15 protein-coding genes are annotated in these 19,842 nt (G+C 38.1%); 6 read left to right on the forward strand and 9 right to left on the reverse strand.

Annotation, left to right across the window (positions count from 1 at the left end):
• Nucleotides 1-537 precede the first annotated feature (537 nt).
• The gene (gene ybaL, locus PMI_RS10745; protein ID WP_004244273.1) at nt 538-2,298 is read left to right on the forward strand and encodes a YbaL family putative K(+) efflux transporter; all 1,761 of its coding nucleotides are present in this window, start codon (nt 538-540) and stop codon (nt 2,296-2,298) included.
• Between the two features lie 110 nt (nt 2,299-2,408).
• Here the strand turns inward: ybaL and PMI_RS10750 are convergent, their stop codons facing one another.
• The 8 genes from PMI_RS10750 to PMI_RS10785 all read right to left on the reverse strand — a co-directional run bounded on the left by PMI_RS10750 (nt 2,409) and on the right by PMI_RS10785 (nt 12,513).
• Complete coding sequence (locus tag PMI_RS10750) at nt 2,409-3,719, reverse strand: inosine/guanosine kinase (protein ID WP_004244274.1); 1,311 nt, start codon at nt 3,717-3,719, stop codon at nt 2,409-2,411.
• 102 nt (nt 3,720-3,821) lie between these two features.
• Nucleotides 3,822-4,940: an LPS O-antigen length regulator Wzz(fepE) gene (wzz(fepE), locus tag PMI_RS10755; RefSeq protein WP_004248652.1), complete on the reverse strand. Its 1,119-nt coding sequence runs from the start codon at nt 4,938-4,940 to the stop codon at nt 3,822-3,824.
• A gap of 163 nt (nt 4,941-5,103) precedes the next feature.
• Nucleotides 5,104-6,072 (reverse strand): ferrochelatase, encoded by a 969-nt coding sequence (gene hemH, locus PMI_RS10760; protein WP_004244277.1) that lies wholly within the window; start codon nt 6,070-6,072, stop codon nt 5,104-5,106.
• 159 nt (nt 6,073-6,231) lie between these two features.
• Nucleotides 6,232-6,876 carry an adenylate kinase gene (gene adk / locus PMI_RS10765; protein ID WP_004244278.1) on the reverse strand — a complete coding sequence of 215 codons (645 nt, stop codon included), beginning with the start codon at nt 6,874-6,876 and terminating at the stop codon, nt 6,232-6,234.
• A gap of 182 nt (nt 6,877-7,058) precedes the next feature.
• On the reverse strand, nt 7,059-8,942 hold the full coding sequence (htpG, locus tag PMI_RS10770) for a molecular chaperone HtpG (protein WP_004244279.1): 1,884 nt from the start codon (nt 8,940-8,942) through the stop codon (nt 7,059-7,061).
• Between the two features lie 160 nt (nt 8,943-9,102).
• Nucleotides 9,103-10,302, reverse strand: a complete 1,200-nt coding sequence (gene purT / locus PMI_RS10775; protein WP_012368277.1) for a formate-dependent phosphoribosylglycinamide formyltransferase — start codon at nt 10,300-10,302, stop codon at nt 9,103-9,105.
• A 111-nt stretch (nt 10,303-10,413) separates the two neighbouring features.
• On the reverse strand, nt 10,414-11,325 hold the full coding sequence (gene rarD, locus PMI_RS10780) for an EamA family transporter RarD (RefSeq protein WP_004248658.1): 912 nt from the start codon (nt 11,323-11,325) through the stop codon (nt 10,414-10,416).
• Nucleotides 11,326-11,565: 240 nt separating this feature from the next.
• Nucleotides 11,566-12,513: a PfkB family carbohydrate kinase gene (locus PMI_RS10785; RefSeq protein ID WP_004244286.1), complete on the reverse strand. Its 948-nt coding sequence runs from the start codon at nt 12,511-12,513 to the stop codon at nt 11,566-11,568.
• Between the two features lie 229 nt (nt 12,514-12,742).
• Between PMI_RS10785 and PMI_RS10790 the strand changes: the two genes are divergently transcribed.
• Nucleotides 12,743-14,209 carry a glycoside hydrolase family 32 protein gene (locus PMI_RS10790; RefSeq protein WP_012368278.1) on the forward strand — a complete coding sequence of 489 codons (1,467 nt, stop codon included), beginning with the start codon at nt 12,743-12,745 and terminating at the stop codon, nt 14,207-14,209.
• A 43-nt stretch (nt 14,210-14,252) separates the two neighbouring features.
• Here PMI_RS10790 and PMI_RS10795 read toward each other — a convergent pair whose 3' ends face one another.
• The gene (locus PMI_RS10795) at nt 14,253-15,248 is read right to left on the reverse strand and encodes a LacI family DNA-binding transcriptional regulator (protein WP_012368279.1); all 996 of its coding nucleotides are present in this window, start codon (nt 15,246-15,248) and stop codon (nt 14,253-14,255) included.
• Nucleotides 15,249-15,722: 474 nt separating this feature from the next.
• Here PMI_RS10795 and PMI_RS10800 point away from each other — a divergent pair, with 474 nt between their 5' ends.
• From PMI_RS10800 to PMI_RS10815, 4 genes are all read left to right on the forward strand, one after another.
• Complete coding sequence (locus tag PMI_RS10800; RefSeq protein ID WP_004244289.1) at nt 15,723-16,358, forward strand: response regulator transcription factor; 636 nt, start codon at nt 15,723-15,725, stop codon at nt 16,356-16,358.
• 950 nt (nt 16,359-17,308) lie between these two features.
• A complete protein-coding gene (locus tag PMI_RS10805) occupies nt 17,309-17,977 on the forward strand; it encodes a CDP-alcohol phosphatidyltransferase family protein (protein WP_004244291.1) in 669 nt (222 codons plus the stop codon).
• Nucleotides 17,974-18,654, forward strand: a complete 681-nt coding sequence (locus PMI_RS10810; RefSeq protein ID WP_004250285.1) for a lysophospholipid acyltransferase family protein — start codon at nt 17,974-17,976, stop codon at nt 18,652-18,654. The genes PMI_RS10805 and PMI_RS10810 overlap by 4 nt, the downstream gene beginning before the upstream one ends.
• On the forward strand, nt 18,647-19,582 hold the full coding sequence (locus PMI_RS10815) for a phosphatidate cytidylyltransferase (protein WP_004244293.1): 936 nt from the start codon (nt 18,647-18,649) through the stop codon (nt 19,580-19,582). The genes PMI_RS10810 and PMI_RS10815 overlap by 8 nt, the downstream gene beginning before the upstream one ends.
• Nucleotides 19,583-19,842 lie beyond the last annotated feature (260 nt).

A 19,842-nucleotide genomic window follows, 5' to 3' on the forward strand; every position in this document is an offset into this window, starting at 1 on the left:
ACAATGTTGCCCGTTCCCCTATCGCAAAAACAAAGTCTGCTTATTGATATTATGTTAATCACAGCATTTTCTACTGTGTAGCATAGTGCTCAATAGTTATTCACTACTGAAATAACCATAGTTAGCATTTTTTATTTTATCTGAGTTTTACTTGGGTCAATATGAGGGATACTCGTCTTAGCGATTGCTCTCTAATTTAAAAAAACATTGAACATGTTGAGCCTAATGACACTTATCTATCTTTATTGATTATTTCCATACTTTTTCTTCACCAGATCCTGACCAATAAAGCTAAATAAGTTGTATTTATTTTTACAACCTACAACCAATCTAAATAGTCTATATCAAGCTTATACAAAGAAGATCTACCAAAATAACACAGAAACACTCAGTTACATTATAAAACTAAATCAAATTGCTATTTTCATAAAAATTCAATAAATTTTAGCGAAATTATCGCTTAGATACGTTAAACTAACCGTCTGCTGTACCACTCGCCCCCCGATACATGTAGTTTAATAACAAGAAGGAGAATTGATGCCGCATTCAACCCCACTCATTACCACCATTGTTGGTGGCTTAGCACTTGCTTACATCTTAGGCATGATTGCTCAACGGCTAAAAATCTCACCTTTAGTAGGATATCTTGCTGCGGGTGTGCTCGCTGGCCCATTTACCCCCGGCTTCGTTGCTGATACCTCTTTGGCGCCTGAGCTTGCTGAAATCGGTGTTATCTTACTGATGTTTGGCGTAGGTTTACATTTTTCTTTAAAAGACCTAATGGCTGTAAAAGCTATCGCGATCCCCGGTGCCATAGCACAAATTACCGTTGCCACCTTATTAGGGTTAGGGTTATCCACTTTCTTTGGCTGGGGTCTATTTAGTGGCATTGTCTTTGGATTATGCCTTTCAACGGCAAGTACTGTGGTATTGCTACGCGCACTCGAAGAAAGAGGTTTAATTGATAGCCAGCGCGGTCAAATCGCTATTGGTTGGTTAATTGTCGAAGATCTCGCTATGGTATTAGCCTTAGTACTACTACCAGCTATTGCCAATATGCTTGAAAGTAGTGACCAAACAAGTATTTCACAGTTATTAATTAACTTAGGTATCACTATTGGTAAAGTAGTTGCCTTTATTTTAATTATGATGATTGTCGGTCGTAAGCTTATTCCGTGGATCTTAGCTAAAACGGCTGCCACTGGCTCTCGTGAGCTTTTTACCCTATGTGTGTTAGCACTAGCTTTAGGTATCGCTTACGCAGCAGTGACGCTATTTGATGCCTCTTTCGCATTAGGCGCTTTCTTTGCCGGTATGGTACTTAATGAGTCTGACCTCAGCCACCGAGCAGCACAAGATACTTTACCTCTACGTGATGCCTTCGCCGTTCTGTTCTTTGTCTCTGTCGGCATGCTATTTGATCCTATGGTATTAATTGAGCATCCTCTAGGCATTTTAGCCACACTTGCGATCATTATTATAGGTAAATCCTTAGCAGCCCTAGTGCTCGTTCGTATGTTTGGGCATTCACGCAGAACCGCATTAACCATTTCAGCCAGTCTTGCGCAAATTGGTGAATTTGCCTTTATTTTAGCTGGAATGGGGGTTGCACTAAATGTTTTAGAGCCAGATGCACGTAACTTGGTTCTTGCCGGCGCCTTAGTCTCTATTATGCTTAATCCTGTTCTCTTCTCTTTGTTAGACCGTTATCTAGCAAAAACAGAAACCAAAGAAGAGCAAGAGCAACTTCAACAAGAAGAGATGGAAGAAGAGATGCCTGTGCCTGTCGATATTTGTGGGCATGCCATTATCGTCGGTTATGGTCGTGCAGGTAGTATGCTAGCTGAAAAGCTACAACCACAAGCTATCCCATTGGTCATTATTGAAAATAGCCGTAATAAATTTGCTGAGTTAAAAGAAAAAGGCTTAAACGCCGTACTCGGTAATGCTATGACCAAAGAATCGCTGGCATTAGCGCGTGTTGATTGTGCTAAATCGCTACTACTAACTATTCCTAACGGTTATGAAGCAGCAGATATCGCAGAAACGGCAAGAAAAATGAACCCTGATCTCAATATTATCGTTCGTGCTCATTTTGACGATATTATTGTTCGTGCTAACTATGATGAAGAAGCTTCCTTTATTCTTGAGAAAGGGGCAAATCATGTGATAATCGATGAAGATCAGACCGCTTCAGCAATGGCTGAGATGCTAATACAAGAAGTCGAGTTCGGTTGCGCCATTGATGACACACCTGAAGAGGGTCAACAAATTATTGCGCCCAATGCAGCGCAATAATAGAGATTTATTTTTAAAATAAAGGATTAACAAACTAAAAAAGCAACACCTTTATCGCGTGTTGCTTTTTATTTTCTCTCTTTCACAAAAGAAGAGCGCGACGACTTAACTTAACGTTCCCAGTAAGCTTCTTCTAAGCTATCTTCTTTTTCAGGCAAACCGCGAGTCAAACGTGGTGAGTGTTGACTTAATACTTGATAGCTTACACGGTTAGCATATTTACACACTTGCGCCAATGAAGAGTAAGTCAAATAACTACGTGGGTGTTTACTCGAATTAGGTACATTAATGCGATGATAACTATTTGCCGTAATATCATGTAATAGTGCAGATAATGCCGCATCGCCAGCACCATTGGTATTCATGATTTTTTCCGGCCCTCCCATATAAGGCTCTATATGCGAATAGACTTTTTCCGGCGTTTGGCAATCTTTAAAACGCATAGCACGGCTAAACTCGTAACGATTAAATTCAGCAATTGCACCTGGAAGTAACGGATGAGTGGTTTGGCGTTTAAAATCACTCTCTGTAAAACCTGCCATATACAACCCTGCAGGGCCTGCGGTACATAAGACTAAATCAACCCACTCTAAAGCCGCATCTGATGCTAACAATGGATCAGCATGACCTGTAAGCTCTAGGGCTTCATCTTCATTCATTGCCACTACAGAGACATGCTCTTTTAAGAAATCTCTCCACCACTGAGGATCGTCGGCAATCACGTATTTAGTACCTAATGTTAAGACAACCGGTACATCATGCTTTTTGGCATATTCTATCGCTTTCATAGTTGCCAACGGCATTGGCTCTCCCGGTTTGCAACGGACGAGATAAGCAGTTAAAACTAATGCCGATGCATCTGCAATCACATCCTCAGGAATACTTTCGGGCTGAAGTTGATTCATTTGACCAGGACTGATAGCAAAAGTACGTTCACCATTTTCAGTAATGAGGGTAAAGCAACGCCCTATTGCACCATCAACACCTTGTAAATAGTTTAAATCAGTACGGCTTGAGGTATTACATAAGTAGCGATAAGCATAACTACCAATCTGAATATTGTTGCACATAGTCCCCAATAAAACAGAACGATCATCCGCTAATACGGAGTAGTTATGTAGTGTGTTACCAATAGTGCCACCCGCAAATTCATGGGTAATAAGATTATTAACCGTTAATTCGCGATAAAGGGCTTCCGCTACATCATCTTCAATAACCAGAGAGTGTCCCTGACTCAAGTTATAGCGATTGATAAACGCTTCATCTACCTTAGCTTCAATATCAACTAATGTTTGGTCGATGCCAACAATATAAGCCCGAGAAGATTCGCTCTCAGTCATATTGATGATAGGTTTTAATAATGGATCTCGTAAACTAACGGGAAAATAGTGTTTGGATTTTCTTTTGCCAGGGAATTTCATTGTGAACGATGCTACAAGCTAAAAAAGATGCGCAATGTTAACACAATATTAGTGGAGAGACAGTAGGTGTACGTCTGTACACCTACTTTTATTTGTGGATATTTACGCTGTTTTACGGCGATTTCTTGCCATATAGCCCAGTAAAACACCCATTACAGAAAGGATAAAACCAACAAATGCGGCACCGACTAAGATTAATGCACGTTTAGGCGCATCTTTCTTAGTTGGTTCATAAGGTTTTAGCATATATTTGAAAGGAACAAATTGCAGATCACCCAATTTTATTTGTTCTAACTGCTGGATATTATATAAGCGGTTTTTTAATTCAGAACTGACCGTTGTAGGATCAGTAATCGCTTCTGTTATCGCTAATTTACTACTAAGTGCATCAGCCCCCATGGCAATGGAGTAATCAGGATCATCTTTAATTTGTGCGCCTTCACTAGAAATAGGCTTTTTAACTCCCGCAGCATTGGCAATTTCTAGTGCATATTTTAAGCGCTGAACATTAACATTACGCGCATTAGCAATACGTTCTAAATCCATTTGATACGCTTTTTGCGCATGGTTTAATTTACGCTCAATTTGATCATCAATTTCGTCTTTCACTTCTACCCGTACTTTAGTAGAAATAAAGCGAATATAACCTGACAGCAAATCGTAAGCTTCTTCAGAAGTTGGCGCAGTAAAGCTTAAGTTAATTTCGCCACTAAATTCTTCATCACTATTTTTACTGTCTGATGCTTTTAAATTAATATCTTTAGTAACAATAGTTTCGATTAATTTACGTTTATCCAATGGCGTAGGATCGTCCATCTTAGCCAATAAGTTTTTATAGTAATCCGTATTGACTAAATATTCTTCACGTAATACACGGGAATTGTAGTTATTGATAAATTTTTGGTAAACAGAAGAAGCATTTACGCCAGTATCAACATCAACCAAGCTTAAATCATTTAAGGTAGCTCTTAACTGCTTCATCTCATCTAACATTGGTTTTGTAATAGCAGCTTGGCTTGTCCATTTCTGGGGCAGAAAGCTCGCAACAGTAAAACCTACGATAGCAAATAAAAGTGTGATCCCAATAATGACAAATTTTGATTTATAAAGAACAGAAAATAACTCAAACAGATCGATTTCATCGTTCTGTTTTAGATAAAAATCGTCGAAATGCCCTTTATCAACTTCTGAAGATTGTGGTTTTGAAAGCTTACTATTCATTTTCCTGCCTAAATTTGTGTAATGCAGCGTCCGTTTATCAGCCATTTTAGTGCACAAGACTAAAATGGTTAAAAAATGAGAAAAGATAAGTTTATATATAACTGAAATATGATCAAATGAATATATCACCTAATCCGATAATCGTATTTAGTGAGCTTATCTATTATTTTTCACATATGTCGCGGATTATAGCTTCAAGTAAGTCAATATGCTCAACTTTATCATTCAAAGCAGGAATGTATTCATACTGTTTTCCACCACCATGTATAAAGAACTCACGGTTCTGTTCATTAATTTCTTCTAATGTTTCTAAACAGTCTGATGAAAATCCGGGACAAATAACCTGTACATGTTCAACCCCTTCACTACCCAGTTTTTCCATCGTTTTATCAGTATAAGGTGATAACCAAGGCTCACGGCCAAAACGTGACTGGAAAGTCATCATCACTTTTTCTGCTGGATAATCAAGTTGCTGTTTTAATTTTTCTACTGTAAGGCAGCATTCATCAAAATAGATATCCCCAGTTTTAATAAATCGTTCTGGAATGCCATGAAATGAAAGTACTAAACGATCCGGCTTACCATGTTGCTTGAAACTCTCGTCAATGCTATTTACCAGCGCTTTAATATAAAGTGGATGTTGAGCATAACTACGAACAAAATGCAGTGAAGGAATAGTTCGCATCGTTTTAAACAGTTGGCTAATACCATCAAATACCGCCCCCGATGTCGAACAAGAGTATTGAGGATAAAGAGGTAATACAATTAACTTTTCAACGCCCTGCGCCAATAATCGCGTCAGTCCTTCGTTGAGGGAAGGATTGCCGTAACACATACCTAGTTCAACAGGTATATGCGCAAAACGTTGTGCTAACGCTTTTTGCTGTGCACGGCTATAGACTAAAAGAGGAGAGCCGTCTGGCAACCAAATTTGTTGGTATAATTTGGCCACTTTAGGTGAGCGAAATGGCAAAATAACCCCATGAAGAATGGGTTTCCAAATCCACGGGGAAACATCAACAACGCGAGGATCGCTAAGAAACTGAGCTAAATAGCGCTTCACTGCATCTGGTTGAGGTGCATCAGGGGTGCCAAGATTGACCAAAAGAACGCCGTATTTAGCATCATTCATACCAAGACTCCTTAGAGCTGTTTTATTAACATAACCAAAAGTAAAAGAGTAAAGGAAAATAGTGAACTCTGTTTGTCAATTAATCGGATTGTATTCTTTTTATAAATATTTTGTAAAAAAAATCCCGGTCTAACCGGGATTGCTCTTCGGTGTTATAGATTAACCGAGGATGTTTTTCAGTTCAGCATTAATTTCGCTTACTTTCTGTGTACCATCAATTTTGTGGTACTGCGCGTTACCCGCTTTAGCTTCATTTTGGTAATAAGAAACTAAAGGTGCTGTTTGAGAATGATATTCGATTAAACGTTTACGCACTGTTTCTTCTTGGTCATCTTTACGAGTTGTTAACTCTTCACCTGTCACATCGTCACGGTTTTCAACTTTAGGTGGATTAAATTTAATGTGATAAACACGACCTGATGGCGCGTGCACTCGACGACCAACAATACGTTCAACAATAATTTCATCAGGTACAGCAAATTCCAGTACGAAATCAACATTGATACCCGCTTCTTTCATTGCATCAGCTTGTGGAATTGTTCTTGGGAACCCATCCAACAAGAAACCATTACGGCAATCGTCTTGTTTGATACGCTCTTTCACTAATGCTATTACTAATTCATCAGTCACTAATTGACCGTTATCCATCAATGCTTTTGCTTTCAGTCCTAATTCCGTGCCTGCGCTAACCGCAGCACGTAACATATCACCGGTTGAAATCTGTGGGATACCATAGTTTTCTTTAATGAATTGAGCCTGAGTGCCTTTACCAGCGCCTGGAGCGCCTAGTAGAATGATACGCATCGCGTAAATCCCCTTGCATTTAATTTTTTATAGTTAAACTCGAAAACGCATTACCATACCATTTTGTGAGGTCATCGCTCAAGAAATCACGTTATCGATTGCACTTTATTTTTATCGCAAAAGAAAAAAACCACGCTCTCTTGCGCAAAGAACGTGGTTTAAATGATTGAAAACGAATATGGTTACGCGTTTTTAGCTAATAGTTGGTTCACTAAACGAATAAACTGGTTTGGATCTTCTAAAGTTCCTCTTTCAGCAAATAGCGCTTGATCGAGTAATAAATTGATCCAATCCGCGAACTGTGTTTCATCAGTCAACTCAGCCGTTTGTTTGACTAATGGATGATTAGGGTTTAACTCAAAGTTGTATTTAACTTCGGGGACTTGTTGACCTGCAGCCGCAAAAAGTTTTGCCATTTGCGTACTCATTTCATCCGCACCAGTAGTAACAATAGCAGGCGTGTCCGTTAAACGATGAGTTAATTTCACCTCTTTAACTTTATCACCTAGTAAGGTTTTTACACGCTCAACAAAAGGTGCCAGTTGTTTATCTGTCTCCTCCTGCTGCGCTTGTTTCTCTTCATCAGCCAGTTTATCTAAAGATTCATCTGCTTTGCTCACAGATTGGAATGATTTACCATCGAATTCAGTGAGATAGTTCATCATCCACTCATCAATGCGATCGGATAGCAGTAGAACTTCAATACCTTTTTTACGGAATAATTCTAGATGAGGGCTATTTTTGGCCGCAGCATAGCTATCTGCAGTGATGTAATAGATTTTATCCTGACCTTCAACCATACGACTCACGTAATCTGCCAATGAAACAGTTTGTGCATCGCTGTCATTATGAGTAGAAGCAAAGCGCAGTAATTTAGCAATGGCTTCAATATTAGCGTGATCTTCTGCAGGACCTTCTTTTAACACTAAACCGAACTCTTTCCAGAAAGTTTGATACTCTTCAGGATTATTGTCAGCCAGTTTCTGTAACATTTGTAATGCACGTTTAGTTAATGCGCTACGTAAATTACGTGTCACAGAGCTATCTTGTAAGATCTCACGAGAAACGTTCAACGGTAAATCGTTAGAATCGACTAATCCGCGGATAAAACGCAAATAGTTAGGCATAAACTGTTCAGCTTCGTCCATAATAAAGACGCGCTGTACATACAGTTTTAAACCATGTTGATGTTCACGGTTCCATAAATCCCAAGGTGCTTTAGAAGGAACATACAGCAGGCTGGTGTACTCTTGTTTACCTTCAACCCGGTTATGTGCCCAGCACAGCGGATCAGCAAAATCATGAGAAAGATGCTTATAAAATTCTTTATATTCATCATCACTGATTTCTGACTTATTACGCGTCCATAACGCTTGAGCTTTATTTATTTTTTCCCATGTAACGGTGCCGTCTTCTTCATTTTTAGTTTCTATTTCGACAGGTAGGGAAATATGATCAGAGTATTTGCTGATAATACTACGCAGACGCCAATCATCTAAATATTCGTCTTCACCTTCACGTAGATGCAGGGTAATTTCGGTACCACGATCCGCTTTTTCAATATCAGCAACCGTATAATCACCTTCACCTTGTGACTCCCAGAAAACACCTTTATCAGCAGGTTGCCCCGCGGCACGGGTACGTACCGTCACTTTGTCTGCCACAATAAATGCGGAATAAAAACCGACACCAAACTGACCAATTAATTGGCTATCTTTCGCTTGGTCTTGTCCAATAGACTCTAAAAATGCTTTAGTCCCTGATTTCGCAATAGTCCCTAAATTATCAATCACTTCATCGCGGGTCATACCTATGCCGTTATCACTGATAGTCAGTGTTCTTTTTTCTTTATCAGTGGCAATGCGGACATGAAGTTCACCCTCATTTTCATAAAGAGCTGCATCGGATAATGCACGAAAACGTAACTTATCCGCCGCATCCGATGCATTAGAAATCAATTCGCGAAGGAAAATTTCTTTATTAGAGTAAAGAGAATGGATCATTAATTGTAGAAGTTGCTTAACTTCAGACTGAAATCCTCTCGTTTCCTGATCTTTCATACTCATTTTTACCTCAATTTATCCTAATTTGGCGAAAAAAATCGATATGACTTAAAAGGTGGGGATAGTTAAGCAAGTTTCAAGGGAGCAGAGCTTAATAACATTAATAAAAATACTGAAATGCCATAAAGGCAAGCATGATATAAAGCCATTGGCGGTATGTAGATCACCGCGATAAATGGTTATCACCATCATGGGCTAAAATCGCTTGTGCACCTAAATTCGCCTCTTCAATAGCATGTTTTATGGAATCGGCATGAGCAAGCACCACGCCTAAACGACGATGTCCTGCGATTTCAGGTTTAGCAAATAAACGAATTTGTCGATTTGCCTTAAGCGCTTTTTCTAACCCCGTATAGACAATATTAGTACTAGACAACTCAGGTAAAATCACCGCGGAAGCACAAGCACCTAATTGGCGAATACCACCGATGGGATAGCCTAAAAAAGCACGCACATGGAGCGCAAATTCTGATAAATCTTGTGAAATTAAGGTAACAAGCCCTGTATCATGAGGACGCGGTGATACTTCATTAAAAAACACCTCATCACCTTGGATAAATAGTTCCACACCAAATAACCCATAACCGCCCAAATTCTCCACTACTTTACTGGCGATATGTTGTGCTTTGGCAAGGGCAATATCACTCATTTTTTGTGGTTGCCATGACGCACGATAATCGCCTTTTTCTTGCCGATGACCAATAGGCTCGCAAAAATGAATACCATCAATAGCACGAATCGTGAGTAATGTTATCTCAAAATCAAACGGGATCATCTTTTCAACAATCACGCGCCCTTGCCCTGCTCTTCCCCCTTCTTGAGAATAAGTCCATGCACTAGTGAGATCTTGCTCTGAACGAATAACACTTTGTCCTTTTCCAGATGAGCTCATCACCGGTTTTACAATGCAAGGAAAACCAATCTCAACCGCCGCTTTTCTAAAAGCCGCTTCATCATCAACAAATTGATAAGGAGAAGTCAGTAAGTGTAATGTTTCTGCAGCGAGACGGCGTATTCCTTCCCTATCCATAGTGAGTTTTACTGCACGGGCACAAGGTACAACTTTTTGACCATTATTTTCTAATTCGACTAATAATGAAGTAGCAATAGCTTCAATTTCAGGCACCAAAAAATCGGGTTTTTCTTGAGTTATAATCTGTTTTAATGCCTCGCTATCAAGCATATTGACGACATAATGGCGATGAGCAACATGCATTGCCGGCGCATTGGCATAGCGATCAACCGCAATAGTCTCAATGCCAAGACGTTGGCATTCAATGATCACCTCTTTACCTAATTCGCCTGCACCTAATAACATCACTTTTGTGGCATTAGTGGTCAGAGCCGTTCCCAAAATGGTCATTTTCGATCCTTATCTCAGTCAGATAATACGCATTACGCAAACGTTTGCATTTGGTGGTAGCATAACGGAATTTAACAAAGAGAAAAATAGCCATAGTAAAATTTAAATACTTTATATTTTTTGGCTATGCTGACCTTTATGAATTTTTAAGGCATTAAGGCGCTTTCTAATCAGCGCAAAAATACAACACAATAGCCCTAACCAAATCAATGAAAAACTTACTCCTTTCACAGCATCAAATGCTTCATGGAATAGGAATACGGCCAGTAAAAATTGCATTGTCGGTTCAATATACTGTGCTAAACCAATAACGGTTAAGGTGGTTCTTTTTATTGCTGCGGTAAAAAACAGTAAAGGGAGAATAGTCACTGGCGCGGTTAAAATATAATAGAAACGAGTTAAATTGTCTGCAGAAGAAAACGCACTTTCATCTCGCATAATCAGCCAAATCATCGCCCCTATAGCGACCGGAATTAGCCACAAAGTTTCAATAAATAATGAAGTTATGACATCAAAACGAATAAATTTACGAATGAGTCCATAAATCGCAAATGCTCCTCCCATCACGAGTGCCAGTATGGGTAATTGACCATACATCCATAATTGATATCCCACTCCTGCACAAATTAATATTACCGCCCATTTTTCAGCAGGATTTAATTTCTCTTTAAGAAAGATAACGCCCAATACAATAGAAAAAAGTGGATTAATAAAATACCCCAGACTGGCGGCTAAGACTTGTTGATGCGTAAGTGCATAAGTAAAGGTGCACCAAGAGACTGCCATTGCTAATGAACTAAATAAACACATAAAAATAGAGCGTCTATCTTGGAGAACAGCACGCCAGCGAGTTCTATTTTTAATAAATAATCGAACCAGTAATAACAGGGGAATAGACCAAATAAGACGTTGTGCAAGTAACTCTAATGGTTGAGCACCGGGTAATAGCCGATAAAAAAGAGGGGTTATTCCCCATAAAATATAGGAGCAAATGGCTAATAACACACCTGACTGAGCCCACATATGACTTTCCACCAATAGCGTTAAAGAGACCTTACTATCATACGCCGAAAACGAATCAAACAATATGATCATATCCGCTACTTATCAGCGTCAAAGTAAGCGATTATCAAAATAAACCACTGAGTAAAACATAAAAAAAATCTCTATAAATAAAGTTGTATAAACCTTATTTATAGAGATCACAAAAAGACCAGAGCAAAGGGGAAAATAGGACTTACAAGCAAATAAACAAATAATCCATTAAAAAATATCTCGTACATGTAACGGCGGTTGTTTACTGACAAATTCACGCAATACTTTTCGGCTCGGTGCTGCAGCAATAGCGCCCTTTTTAGTGGTTGCTAATGCGCCACAGGCCGCGGCTTGCGTAATAATTTTTAATAAATATTGTTCATCATCAGCAAAACCATATTCTGCAACTGCGGCTAATAATCCAGACATAAAGGCATCACCTGCCCCTGTGGTATCAACACAATTGACGGTAAAGGCACTCAAGGCAACTTGTGTTGTAGGCGTCAACACTAAACATCCTTTAGAGCCTTGGGTGATCACTTTTAAACGAGCAGGATAATCAGCTAATTTTTTTAATGCATTTTCTAAGGTAATTTCCTGAGTCATCCAAGTCAGTTCATCTTCAGATAATTTCAAAATATCTGCTTTATGAGCATATTCATCGATGATCGCACGCATTTCTTCATGATCACGCCACATTTGGGGGCGTAAATTAATATCGAAACTCAGTAAAGAGTCGCTATTTTTTACTTTACTAATAGCACTATCTAGCGTCGAGCGACAAATTGGATTAACTAAAGCAAGTGAACAAAAATGTAAAATGTCTTTTTCAAATACAGGCAGTGATTTATTGGTAAGAAATTGATCAGCAGAGTCCGCAACTAAAAAAGTAAAATCTCGTTCGCCATTTTCTTGCAACGAAACTAAGACTGTACTGGTACGATGTAACTCATCAAATTCCATTGTGCTGGTATCTACACCGAGATCAAATAAGGTTTTTTGCATAAAGTGACCAAATGCATCTTCACCGACCCGACCAATAAAGCCACTTTGCTGTCCTAATTTTGCAACACCTGCAGCGACATTCACTGGTGCTCCACCAGCACATGCTTCATATTGCATATTTTGCAGTGGAATTAGGTCAACAACCGCATCACCTAAAGACCAGACTTTCATAATCTCTCCTGAAGATAAGCCACTATTTTTATTCACTATATTTTATTTTTATCAGTATTAATAACTAAAAAAATAAAGATATTGCTCGAAAAAACATCCTGATAACGTTAACATAATGGTGTACAATAATAAAGATAAATTCAAACAACACGCTTTTTAACCCTAAATGTTATCGCTAATAAGGGTGACATATAGCTTACAGAATAACTGATAAAATCAGGATAATGAGATGAAGCAACGTTTAGAACAATCGACAACTGCCCTAAATGCCTTACAAAAAAAACGTGGAGAGCAATTTTATCCTCAATTCCATTTAGCCGCTCCTGCGGGATGGCTTAATGATCCTAATGGCCTTGTTTATCATAACGGCTTATATCATGCATTTTATCAACATCATCCTTTTTCTGAACTTTGGGGGCCGATGCATTGGGGACATGCTACCAGCAAAGATATGATCCACTGGCAACATCAGCCAATCGCCCTTGCTCCGGGCAATGAGTATGATAAAAGTGGTTGCTTTTCCGGATCAGCGGTAAGTCATGAAGGTAAATTATACCTCTTTTATACCGGCCATAACTGGTTAGCAGAAGAAGGCGATGACAGCCAAATTTACCAAGCACAATGTGTGGCAGTCAGTGAAGATGGGATCCATTTTGAAAAGAAAGGCATTATCTTACCGCCACCACAAGGATATATGCACTTTCGTGATCCAAAAGTTTGGTTTCAAGAAGGGAAATGGTGGATGGTAGTCGGTGCCCGCGATGAAAAAGACCAAGGCCAAGTGTTACTTTTCTCCAATGACACCCTATTTGAAGAAGGGAAACAATGGCGTTCGGAGTACAAGGTATTAGGCAAAACCGATGATAAAAACGTCTACATGTGGGAATGCCCTGACTTTTTTCCTATCAGTGATGATAACGAATTTGCTCTTGTTTTTTCACCACAAGGAAAACGCGCTGAAGGTTATCAATACCGTAATCTGTTTCAAACCGGTGCACTGATCGGTCAGTGGTCACCAAAACAACCTTTTATCATACATGGTCATTTTACTGAGCTTGATAATGGTCATGACTATTATGCTCCACAATCTTTTGTTACTGCTGATGGTCGCCGTGTTTCTATGGGATGGATGGATATGTGGAACTCCCCTATGCCTTCGCAACAGGAGTTTTGGGCTGGTTGTTTCACGCTTCCTCGTGAAATTAACTTTGATAAAAGGGCAAACCGTTTACGTATGACCCCGATAAAAGAAGTTGAAAGTCTAAGACAAACAAGAAATACGATAGAGATGACCACACTCAATAACCAAGCGCTTAAATTACTCGATAAGACACCGGCTATTGAGTTAAATTTAACCTGGTCATTAGATAGCCAAGCGGAAAAATTTGGATTATGGCTAGGAAAAGGTTTAGAGGTATTTGTCGATAATCAATCAAATCGCTTTGTGATCCGTCGCCATTATCCACAATATAATATCAGTGGATCACGTAGCACACCGTTGCCAGTAGGATGCGAAATTAACTTACGTATATTTATTGATCGCTCATCAATAGAGGTTTTTATCAATCACGGAGAGCTGACCTTTAGTAGCCGTTATTATGCAGATGAAAATGATCGCGATTTATCGCTATTTGCCACAGATGGCAGTGCCACATTAATCGCCGGTGAATATTGGACACTATCAACGATAAGTTGAGCGTTGTAATGTTTCTATACTCTCTAACGGAAAGAGAGTCTCGTTACAGAGACTCTCGTTCAATTAACTGACAGGGGACTTGTACTGTTTTATTATGATTACGCTCTTGAATAATATGTAATGTTGCTTCTTTACCTAAGTCATAATGTGGCAACTGTACTGTGGTGAGTGGCGGATAGAATAACTCCCCCGTTCCTATCATATTGTCATAGCCTAATACAGCCACTTGCTCAGGAATACGTAATCCCATCGACAGTAAAACTTGATAAGCCAAAAATGCGATACGATCATTACCACAGATTAAAATATCAAAATCTGCTTTTTGCTGACGACAGTGTTGTTGTAACAATCCAATCACATCACGGTAATGTTCATCGCCAAATAACATTGTGTATTGACGCAATGATGACAAAGGTAAGCCGGCATCTTGCCAAGCATCTTCGACCGCTTTACGGCGAATAGGGCCTGCAACGGTATCTTCGGGTAGATAAAAACATAACGGATGCCGATAACCTTTTTCAATCACGTGTTTTATCGCAAAATATTGTCCGTGATAATCATCAGGAATATAGGTTGGAAAAGTTTGATCTTTAGCTAGGCAGTTGGCAAGTACCACATTTTTATCACGTAGCTTTTCATGTACCGTGATTTCTCGCAATCCCATTGTGGTATAGATGATACCATCTGGACGTTGAGCTAACAGTTGCCAAATGGCTTGATCATACCCATCTTGTTCAGTGAGGTTTACAACAAATGAGCTCCAGCCAAACTGACGAGCGGTACGCTCGATGGATAAAATCATTTCCACGGAAAAAGGGGTCGTTGCGGTATCAATACCAAGCACACCGATCGATGAGACCTTAGTCCCTTGACCTCGAATTTTTCGCGCTGAAAAATCGGGCACATAATTCAGTTCTTCGATTGCGCGTTGGACTTGTTTCAACGTATCTGGTTTTAATAACTCAGGGTTATTAATCGCTCTTGAGACTGTCATCAAAGAAACAGATGCAAGTCGAGCAACATCTTTCAGTGACGCCATAATATTGGCTCGATTGGGTTGTTAAGTAAGGTAATTATAAATAATGCTCTATTTTACAATAAGTAAAGAGAGAAATCCACATTCTCAAGACCATACAAATATAAGTATGACAAATTATTTTAGTTAATAAACTAATCAAAAAACAATTATCAATATTAATTATACTCACACTAGATGTTTAATATAGTTAAAAACACTTACGATAAAAAACTTAGTTACAATTAATAACAGTTATATGAACTTCGTTTATAGAAGAAAAATATCTTTAACGATAAAATAGAAATATTGAAACAAAACAAAGTTCTGATATTTTATCTATAATATAATGAAAAAGTATTAATACTTTTTTATTTAATATATCCTTATTATGGCTCCGTTACGTGAATACTACTCTACATAGAAAATTTATAAATTAGTCAAATTTCGTTACTCATTTACTCTTGATTAAGAGAGGAATAAAATTGGGAGCAACATATGGAATCGATAATCCATCTGATCACTTTCGAAGATGACAGCACAAAAGTTCAACTTAAAGCAGTGCTTTCTTCTTTAGCGGCAAATGTGAAAACCTATTCAAATGAACAGGCATTTTTAAAGTACTATTTTTCATCAACTAAAGGGGCTCATAAAGAGTGCATCATAATTAACACTAAAAGTAGTGCATCGCCATCAATTGCGTTGGTAAAAGAGTTAAACAAATTAAAGAATATCATTCCTGTTATAATTATTTCGGGAGATGCATCGATAGAAAGTTGCCGTAACGCATTTAAAGCGGGGGCTTTCGAATATTTAACTCGCCCTTTAAACGTCAATGAGCTTCTTAATATTGTGTCAGAATCTTTTTTACACTATGAAAGTGAGGTTGAGCAATTCAGAACCTATATTTCTTTAAAAGATAAGTTTAGTAAACTATCAAATAGAGAAAAAGAGGTAATGGAGATGATCCTTGACGGTAACACCAGTAAAGAAGCAGCCGAAAAGCTCTCTTTATCACCAAGAACAGTGGAAGTTCATCGTTCGAATATGTATACAAAACTAAAAATAAGATCACTACCACAACTAGTACAAGAATATGATTTCTTTAAAAAATATGACTTAAGAGCCAATTAAATTTAGCCCGTATATCTTCTTTATCATTAGATGATATCCAGCGCTTGTATAACAGCTTAATCGACTTTCGTTTCATTATTATTTATTAATGAGAGTAAACTGTATTGTAAAAATATTCTATTTTTGATGAATAAGTATTGAATATGGAAATAATAAATATACTAAGCTCCATTCTGCAACAGAAGGGAAGGCTATCCTATTTTGACGCCTCCCTTTCATAAGTCATACAAATACTCCAACCTCTAACCTGAACAATTAGTATATTTTATTTTTATAATCGCTATTATTAATAACGCCCTCCCTATTCATTGTTAATAATGGCGAAACGATAAAATAAACACTATTTAATTTGACATAAATCATTTTTCACCTCTTACAGACATAACTACTATTGACAATCAATTTCTGATTTACTGTCTTATTTTTTAACTAAAAATATTGCTGATTAAAAAAGAACAAAAAAGGAATCGCTGTCTCTTTTTTATGTCTAGATAAAGTACAGTAATTGTCTAGTGACTTTAAATTAATCTATATTTACCTTATAGAAAAAATAATTAAAATAACAAAAAAATCATAAACAACCTCATAAAATAGCTGATGGATGTCATAACTCTGGTTCTTTTTAGTCTATTATTTAGAAATTAATTCTCTTTATTGTTGAGCTATTTTAATATATAACAAATTTTTTCTACTCACCCACATCATAATAGGAATATCATTTTAGGAAAAAATGATTACGTAAAAACAACTAAACAAAAATAAGTATTAACACCTAAAGAATAAGTATTTTTTGTCGATTGAATATTTATCCTAGCTTAATCAATGAGCCTACTTTTTTATTCACTTATAAAATTTATTAGATAATCTTATAATTTGATCTTCATTTTCTTTTTACTTAAACGTATTATGCTAATACCTTGTGTACTCACTAATATTTTTTTGTAAAAAAAATGAATAATGAAGAAAAAAATCGTCGTCCTATAAAAGCAAGACAAACCAACTGGGCAACTCGCTGTAGTCGCTGGCTGCAAAGCAAAGGCGCTACCCCCAATGGGATCTCTTTATTTAGTATCCTATTCGCTGCTATCTCCGGTTTGTTTCTCTACTTTGCTCTCGCTCACTCCCAAGGCCTACTTCAATCAATCCTTCTTATTTTAGGTGCATTAGCTATCCAGGGTAGACTTATCTGTAACCTACTCGATGGTATGGTCGCAGTTGAAGGCGGATTAAAAAGTCCTGCTGGTGCCGTTTATAACGAACTACCAGACCGAATAGCTGATACATTGATTATTATTGGTGTAGGTTATGGTTTATCCATCACTTTTCCTATCGCTATTACCTTAGGCTGGGTAGCCGCTTTCTTTGCGGTAATGACAGCTTATATCCGTGTATTAGGTGGTAGTTGTGGGTTAGAACAGCGTTTTACGGGGCCAATGGCCAAGCAACATAGAATGGCATTATTAACCGGTATTGCCATTATCTCTGCATTTATTCCCGCTGAATGGGGAGCATGGCTCTGTTTAGTCTCCCTGTGGATCATTATCTTCGGCTCAGTACTTACTACCATTTTGAGAACTCGCCAAATTTTACGCGATTTAACACAAGGAGTTGATGAATGAAAAATGGCAAACTCTCTTTCGATGCAAAAATCATATCATCAGTCTTAGTCTCTATCTGTCGTTTTTTAACCGGGATCAGAGCCAAACAAATATCTCCGATTGAGAAAGATAAACCTTGTATTTATTACGCAAATCACTCAAGTCATCTAGATGGTTTAGTTATTTGGTCTTCACTTGCCCCCCATATTCGCCCATTTGTGCACCCTGTTGCTGCAGAAGATTATTGGAATAAAAACCGTTTACGTCGTTATCTTTCTCGTCGTATCTTTCGTGCAGTTTTGATCCCACGCCACGCGAATAAAACAAATGTTACTGAAGGAAATGGTGAAACAACAACTGCACCTCAGAAAGTAAATGCTCTTACACTGATGCAGGCTGTTTTAGATAAAGGTGAATCGCTAATTATTTTCCCTGAAGGGACAAGAGGTAACGGTGAGTCTATTCAGGATTTTAAAGCCGGTCTTTGGCATTTGTCCCGTAACAATCCACAGGCTCAATTAGTCCCTATCTATCTTGAAAACTTAAACCGCGTACTTCCTAAAGGCTCTCGGCTTGTCGTTCCTATCATTTGTAGTGCCACATTTGGCCCGCCTATTGAGCCGACACATGAAAATGAAGATAAGACTGAATTTCTATTAAGAGCCAAAAGTGCGTTAGAGGAGTTACATCATGGATAGTATCAACAATGAAATTCTCTGGATCTTTATCGGGCTATTCTCCTTTTTAATTATTGCCAGTATTATTGGTGCGATCCTTGCGGCACTCAAAGGTCCTACCTCAACCATTACCAATCTTAATTCTCGAATTAAAGCTTGGTGGATCATGTGTATCATTTCTGCCGTCGCTATTAGTATTGGAACAATAGGCTCAGTTATCCTCTTCGCCTTAATTTCATGGCTTGCATTACGTGAATTGGTTACATTAACCCCGACTCATCGAGGTGATCACGAAGCACTTTTTTGGTGTTTCTTTGTCGTGCTACCTATCCAATATATTCTCGTCGGTGTGCAATGGTATAATTTGCTAGCCATCTTTATTCCGGTTTATGCCTTCTTATTAATTCCAACACGTATGGCGCTTTCCGGAGATACTCATCACTTTCTCGAGCGCATGGCAAAAGTGCAATGGAGTGTCATGATAGCTATCTATTGCCTTAGCTACGCTCCAGCATTATTAATGTTACCGATAGAAGGCTTTGAAGGACGTAATATTAACTTATTACTGTTTTTGATGATCGTGGTACAGACTTCTGATGTTTTACAATATGTGTTTGGTAAACTATTTGGCAAACATCCTATCGTACCGAAATTAAGTCCTAATAAAACCATCGAAGGTTTCTTTGGCGGCATTATTTCAGCCAGCCTTATAGGGATGATGTTATGGTGGGCAACGCCTTTCACATGGTGGGCTGCTTTTTTACTCTCTTTAGTCATCACACTCGCAGGCTTTGCTGGCGGTTTATGTATGTCAGCCATAAAAAGAGATAGTGGCGTAAAAGATTTCGGTACTATGATTGAAGGCCACGGCGGTATGATGGATAGAATGGATTCTTTGTGCTTTGCCGCCCCTATTTTCTTCCACGTTATTCGCTATTTCTACGTGTAATTCCCTTTTGAATAAATGCTGGTAATCTGCAAAATTATTACCAGCATTTCTATAAATAAATCATCGAGTTATTATCGTCAATGTAATTAATCGCTTGTTTTAACTCAATTAAAAATACCTATACTTAAGCTTTATTTTTATAAATCAACATATTAAATAAGAATAATCCCATACTCGAAATCCGACCACTTCTTTTTTTAACTTATTGTCATAGATCACATTATTACTATCTTTTAATCTAGCGTTTCCTTTTTATTTTT

Source organism: Proteus mirabilis HI4320 (assembly GCF_000069965.1).
GTDB lineage: Bacteria > Pseudomonadota > Gammaproteobacteria > Enterobacterales > Enterobacteriaceae > Proteus > Proteus mirabilis.

Excerpts from the sequence above, each read along its gene's own strand:
- htpG (WP_004244279.1), bottom strand. The coding sequence starts at position 8,942 with ATGAGTATGAAAGATCAGGAAACGAGAGGATTTCAGTCTGAAGTTAAG.
- hemH (WP_004244277.1), bottom strand. The coding sequence starts at position 6,072 with ATGAATGATGCTAAATACGGCGTTCTTTTGGTCAATCTTGGCACCCCT.
- ybaL (WP_004244273.1), top strand. The coding sequence starts at position 538 with ATGCCGCATTCAACCCCACTCATTACCACCATTGTTGGTGGCTTAGCA.
- adk (WP_004244278.1), bottom strand. The coding sequence starts at position 6,876 with ATGCGTATCATTCTACTAGGCGCTCCAGGCGCTGGTAAAGGCACTCAG.
- PMI_RS10815 (WP_004244293.1), top strand. The coding sequence starts at position 18,647 with ATGGATAGTATCAACAATGAAATTCTCTGGATCTTTATCGGGCTATTC.
- PMI_RS10785 (WP_004244286.1), bottom strand. The coding sequence starts at position 12,513 with ATGAAAGTCTGGTCTTTAGGTGATGCGGTTGTTGACCTAATTCCACTG.
- PMI_RS10810 (WP_004250285.1), top strand. The coding sequence starts at position 17,974 with ATGAAAAATGGCAAACTCTCTTTCGATGCAAAAATCATATCATCAGTC.
- PMI_RS10795 (WP_012368279.1), bottom strand. The coding sequence starts at position 15,248 with ATGGCGTCACTGAAAGATGTTGCTCGACTTGCATCTGTTTCTTTGATG.
- PMI_RS10790 (WP_012368278.1), top strand. The coding sequence starts at position 12,743 with ATGAAGCAACGTTTAGAACAATCGACAACTGCCCTAAATGCCTTACAA.
- rarD (WP_004248658.1), bottom strand. The coding sequence starts at position 11,325 with ATGTGGGCTCAGTCAGGTGTGTTATTAGCCATTTGCTCCTATATTTTA.
- purT (WP_012368277.1), bottom strand. The coding sequence starts at position 10,302 with ATGACCATTTTGGGAACGGCTCTGACCACTAATGCCACAAAAGTGATG.
- PMI_RS10750 (WP_004244274.1), bottom strand. The coding sequence starts at position 3,719 with ATGAAATTCCCTGGCAAAAGAAAATCCAAACACTATTTTCCCGTTAGT.
- PMI_RS10800 (WP_004244289.1), top strand. The coding sequence starts at position 15,723 with ATGGAATCGATAATCCATCTGATCACTTTCGAAGATGACAGCACAAAA.
- PMI_RS10805 (WP_004244291.1), top strand. The coding sequence starts at position 17,309 with ATGAATAATGAAGAAAAAAATCGTCGTCCTATAAAAGCAAGACAAACC.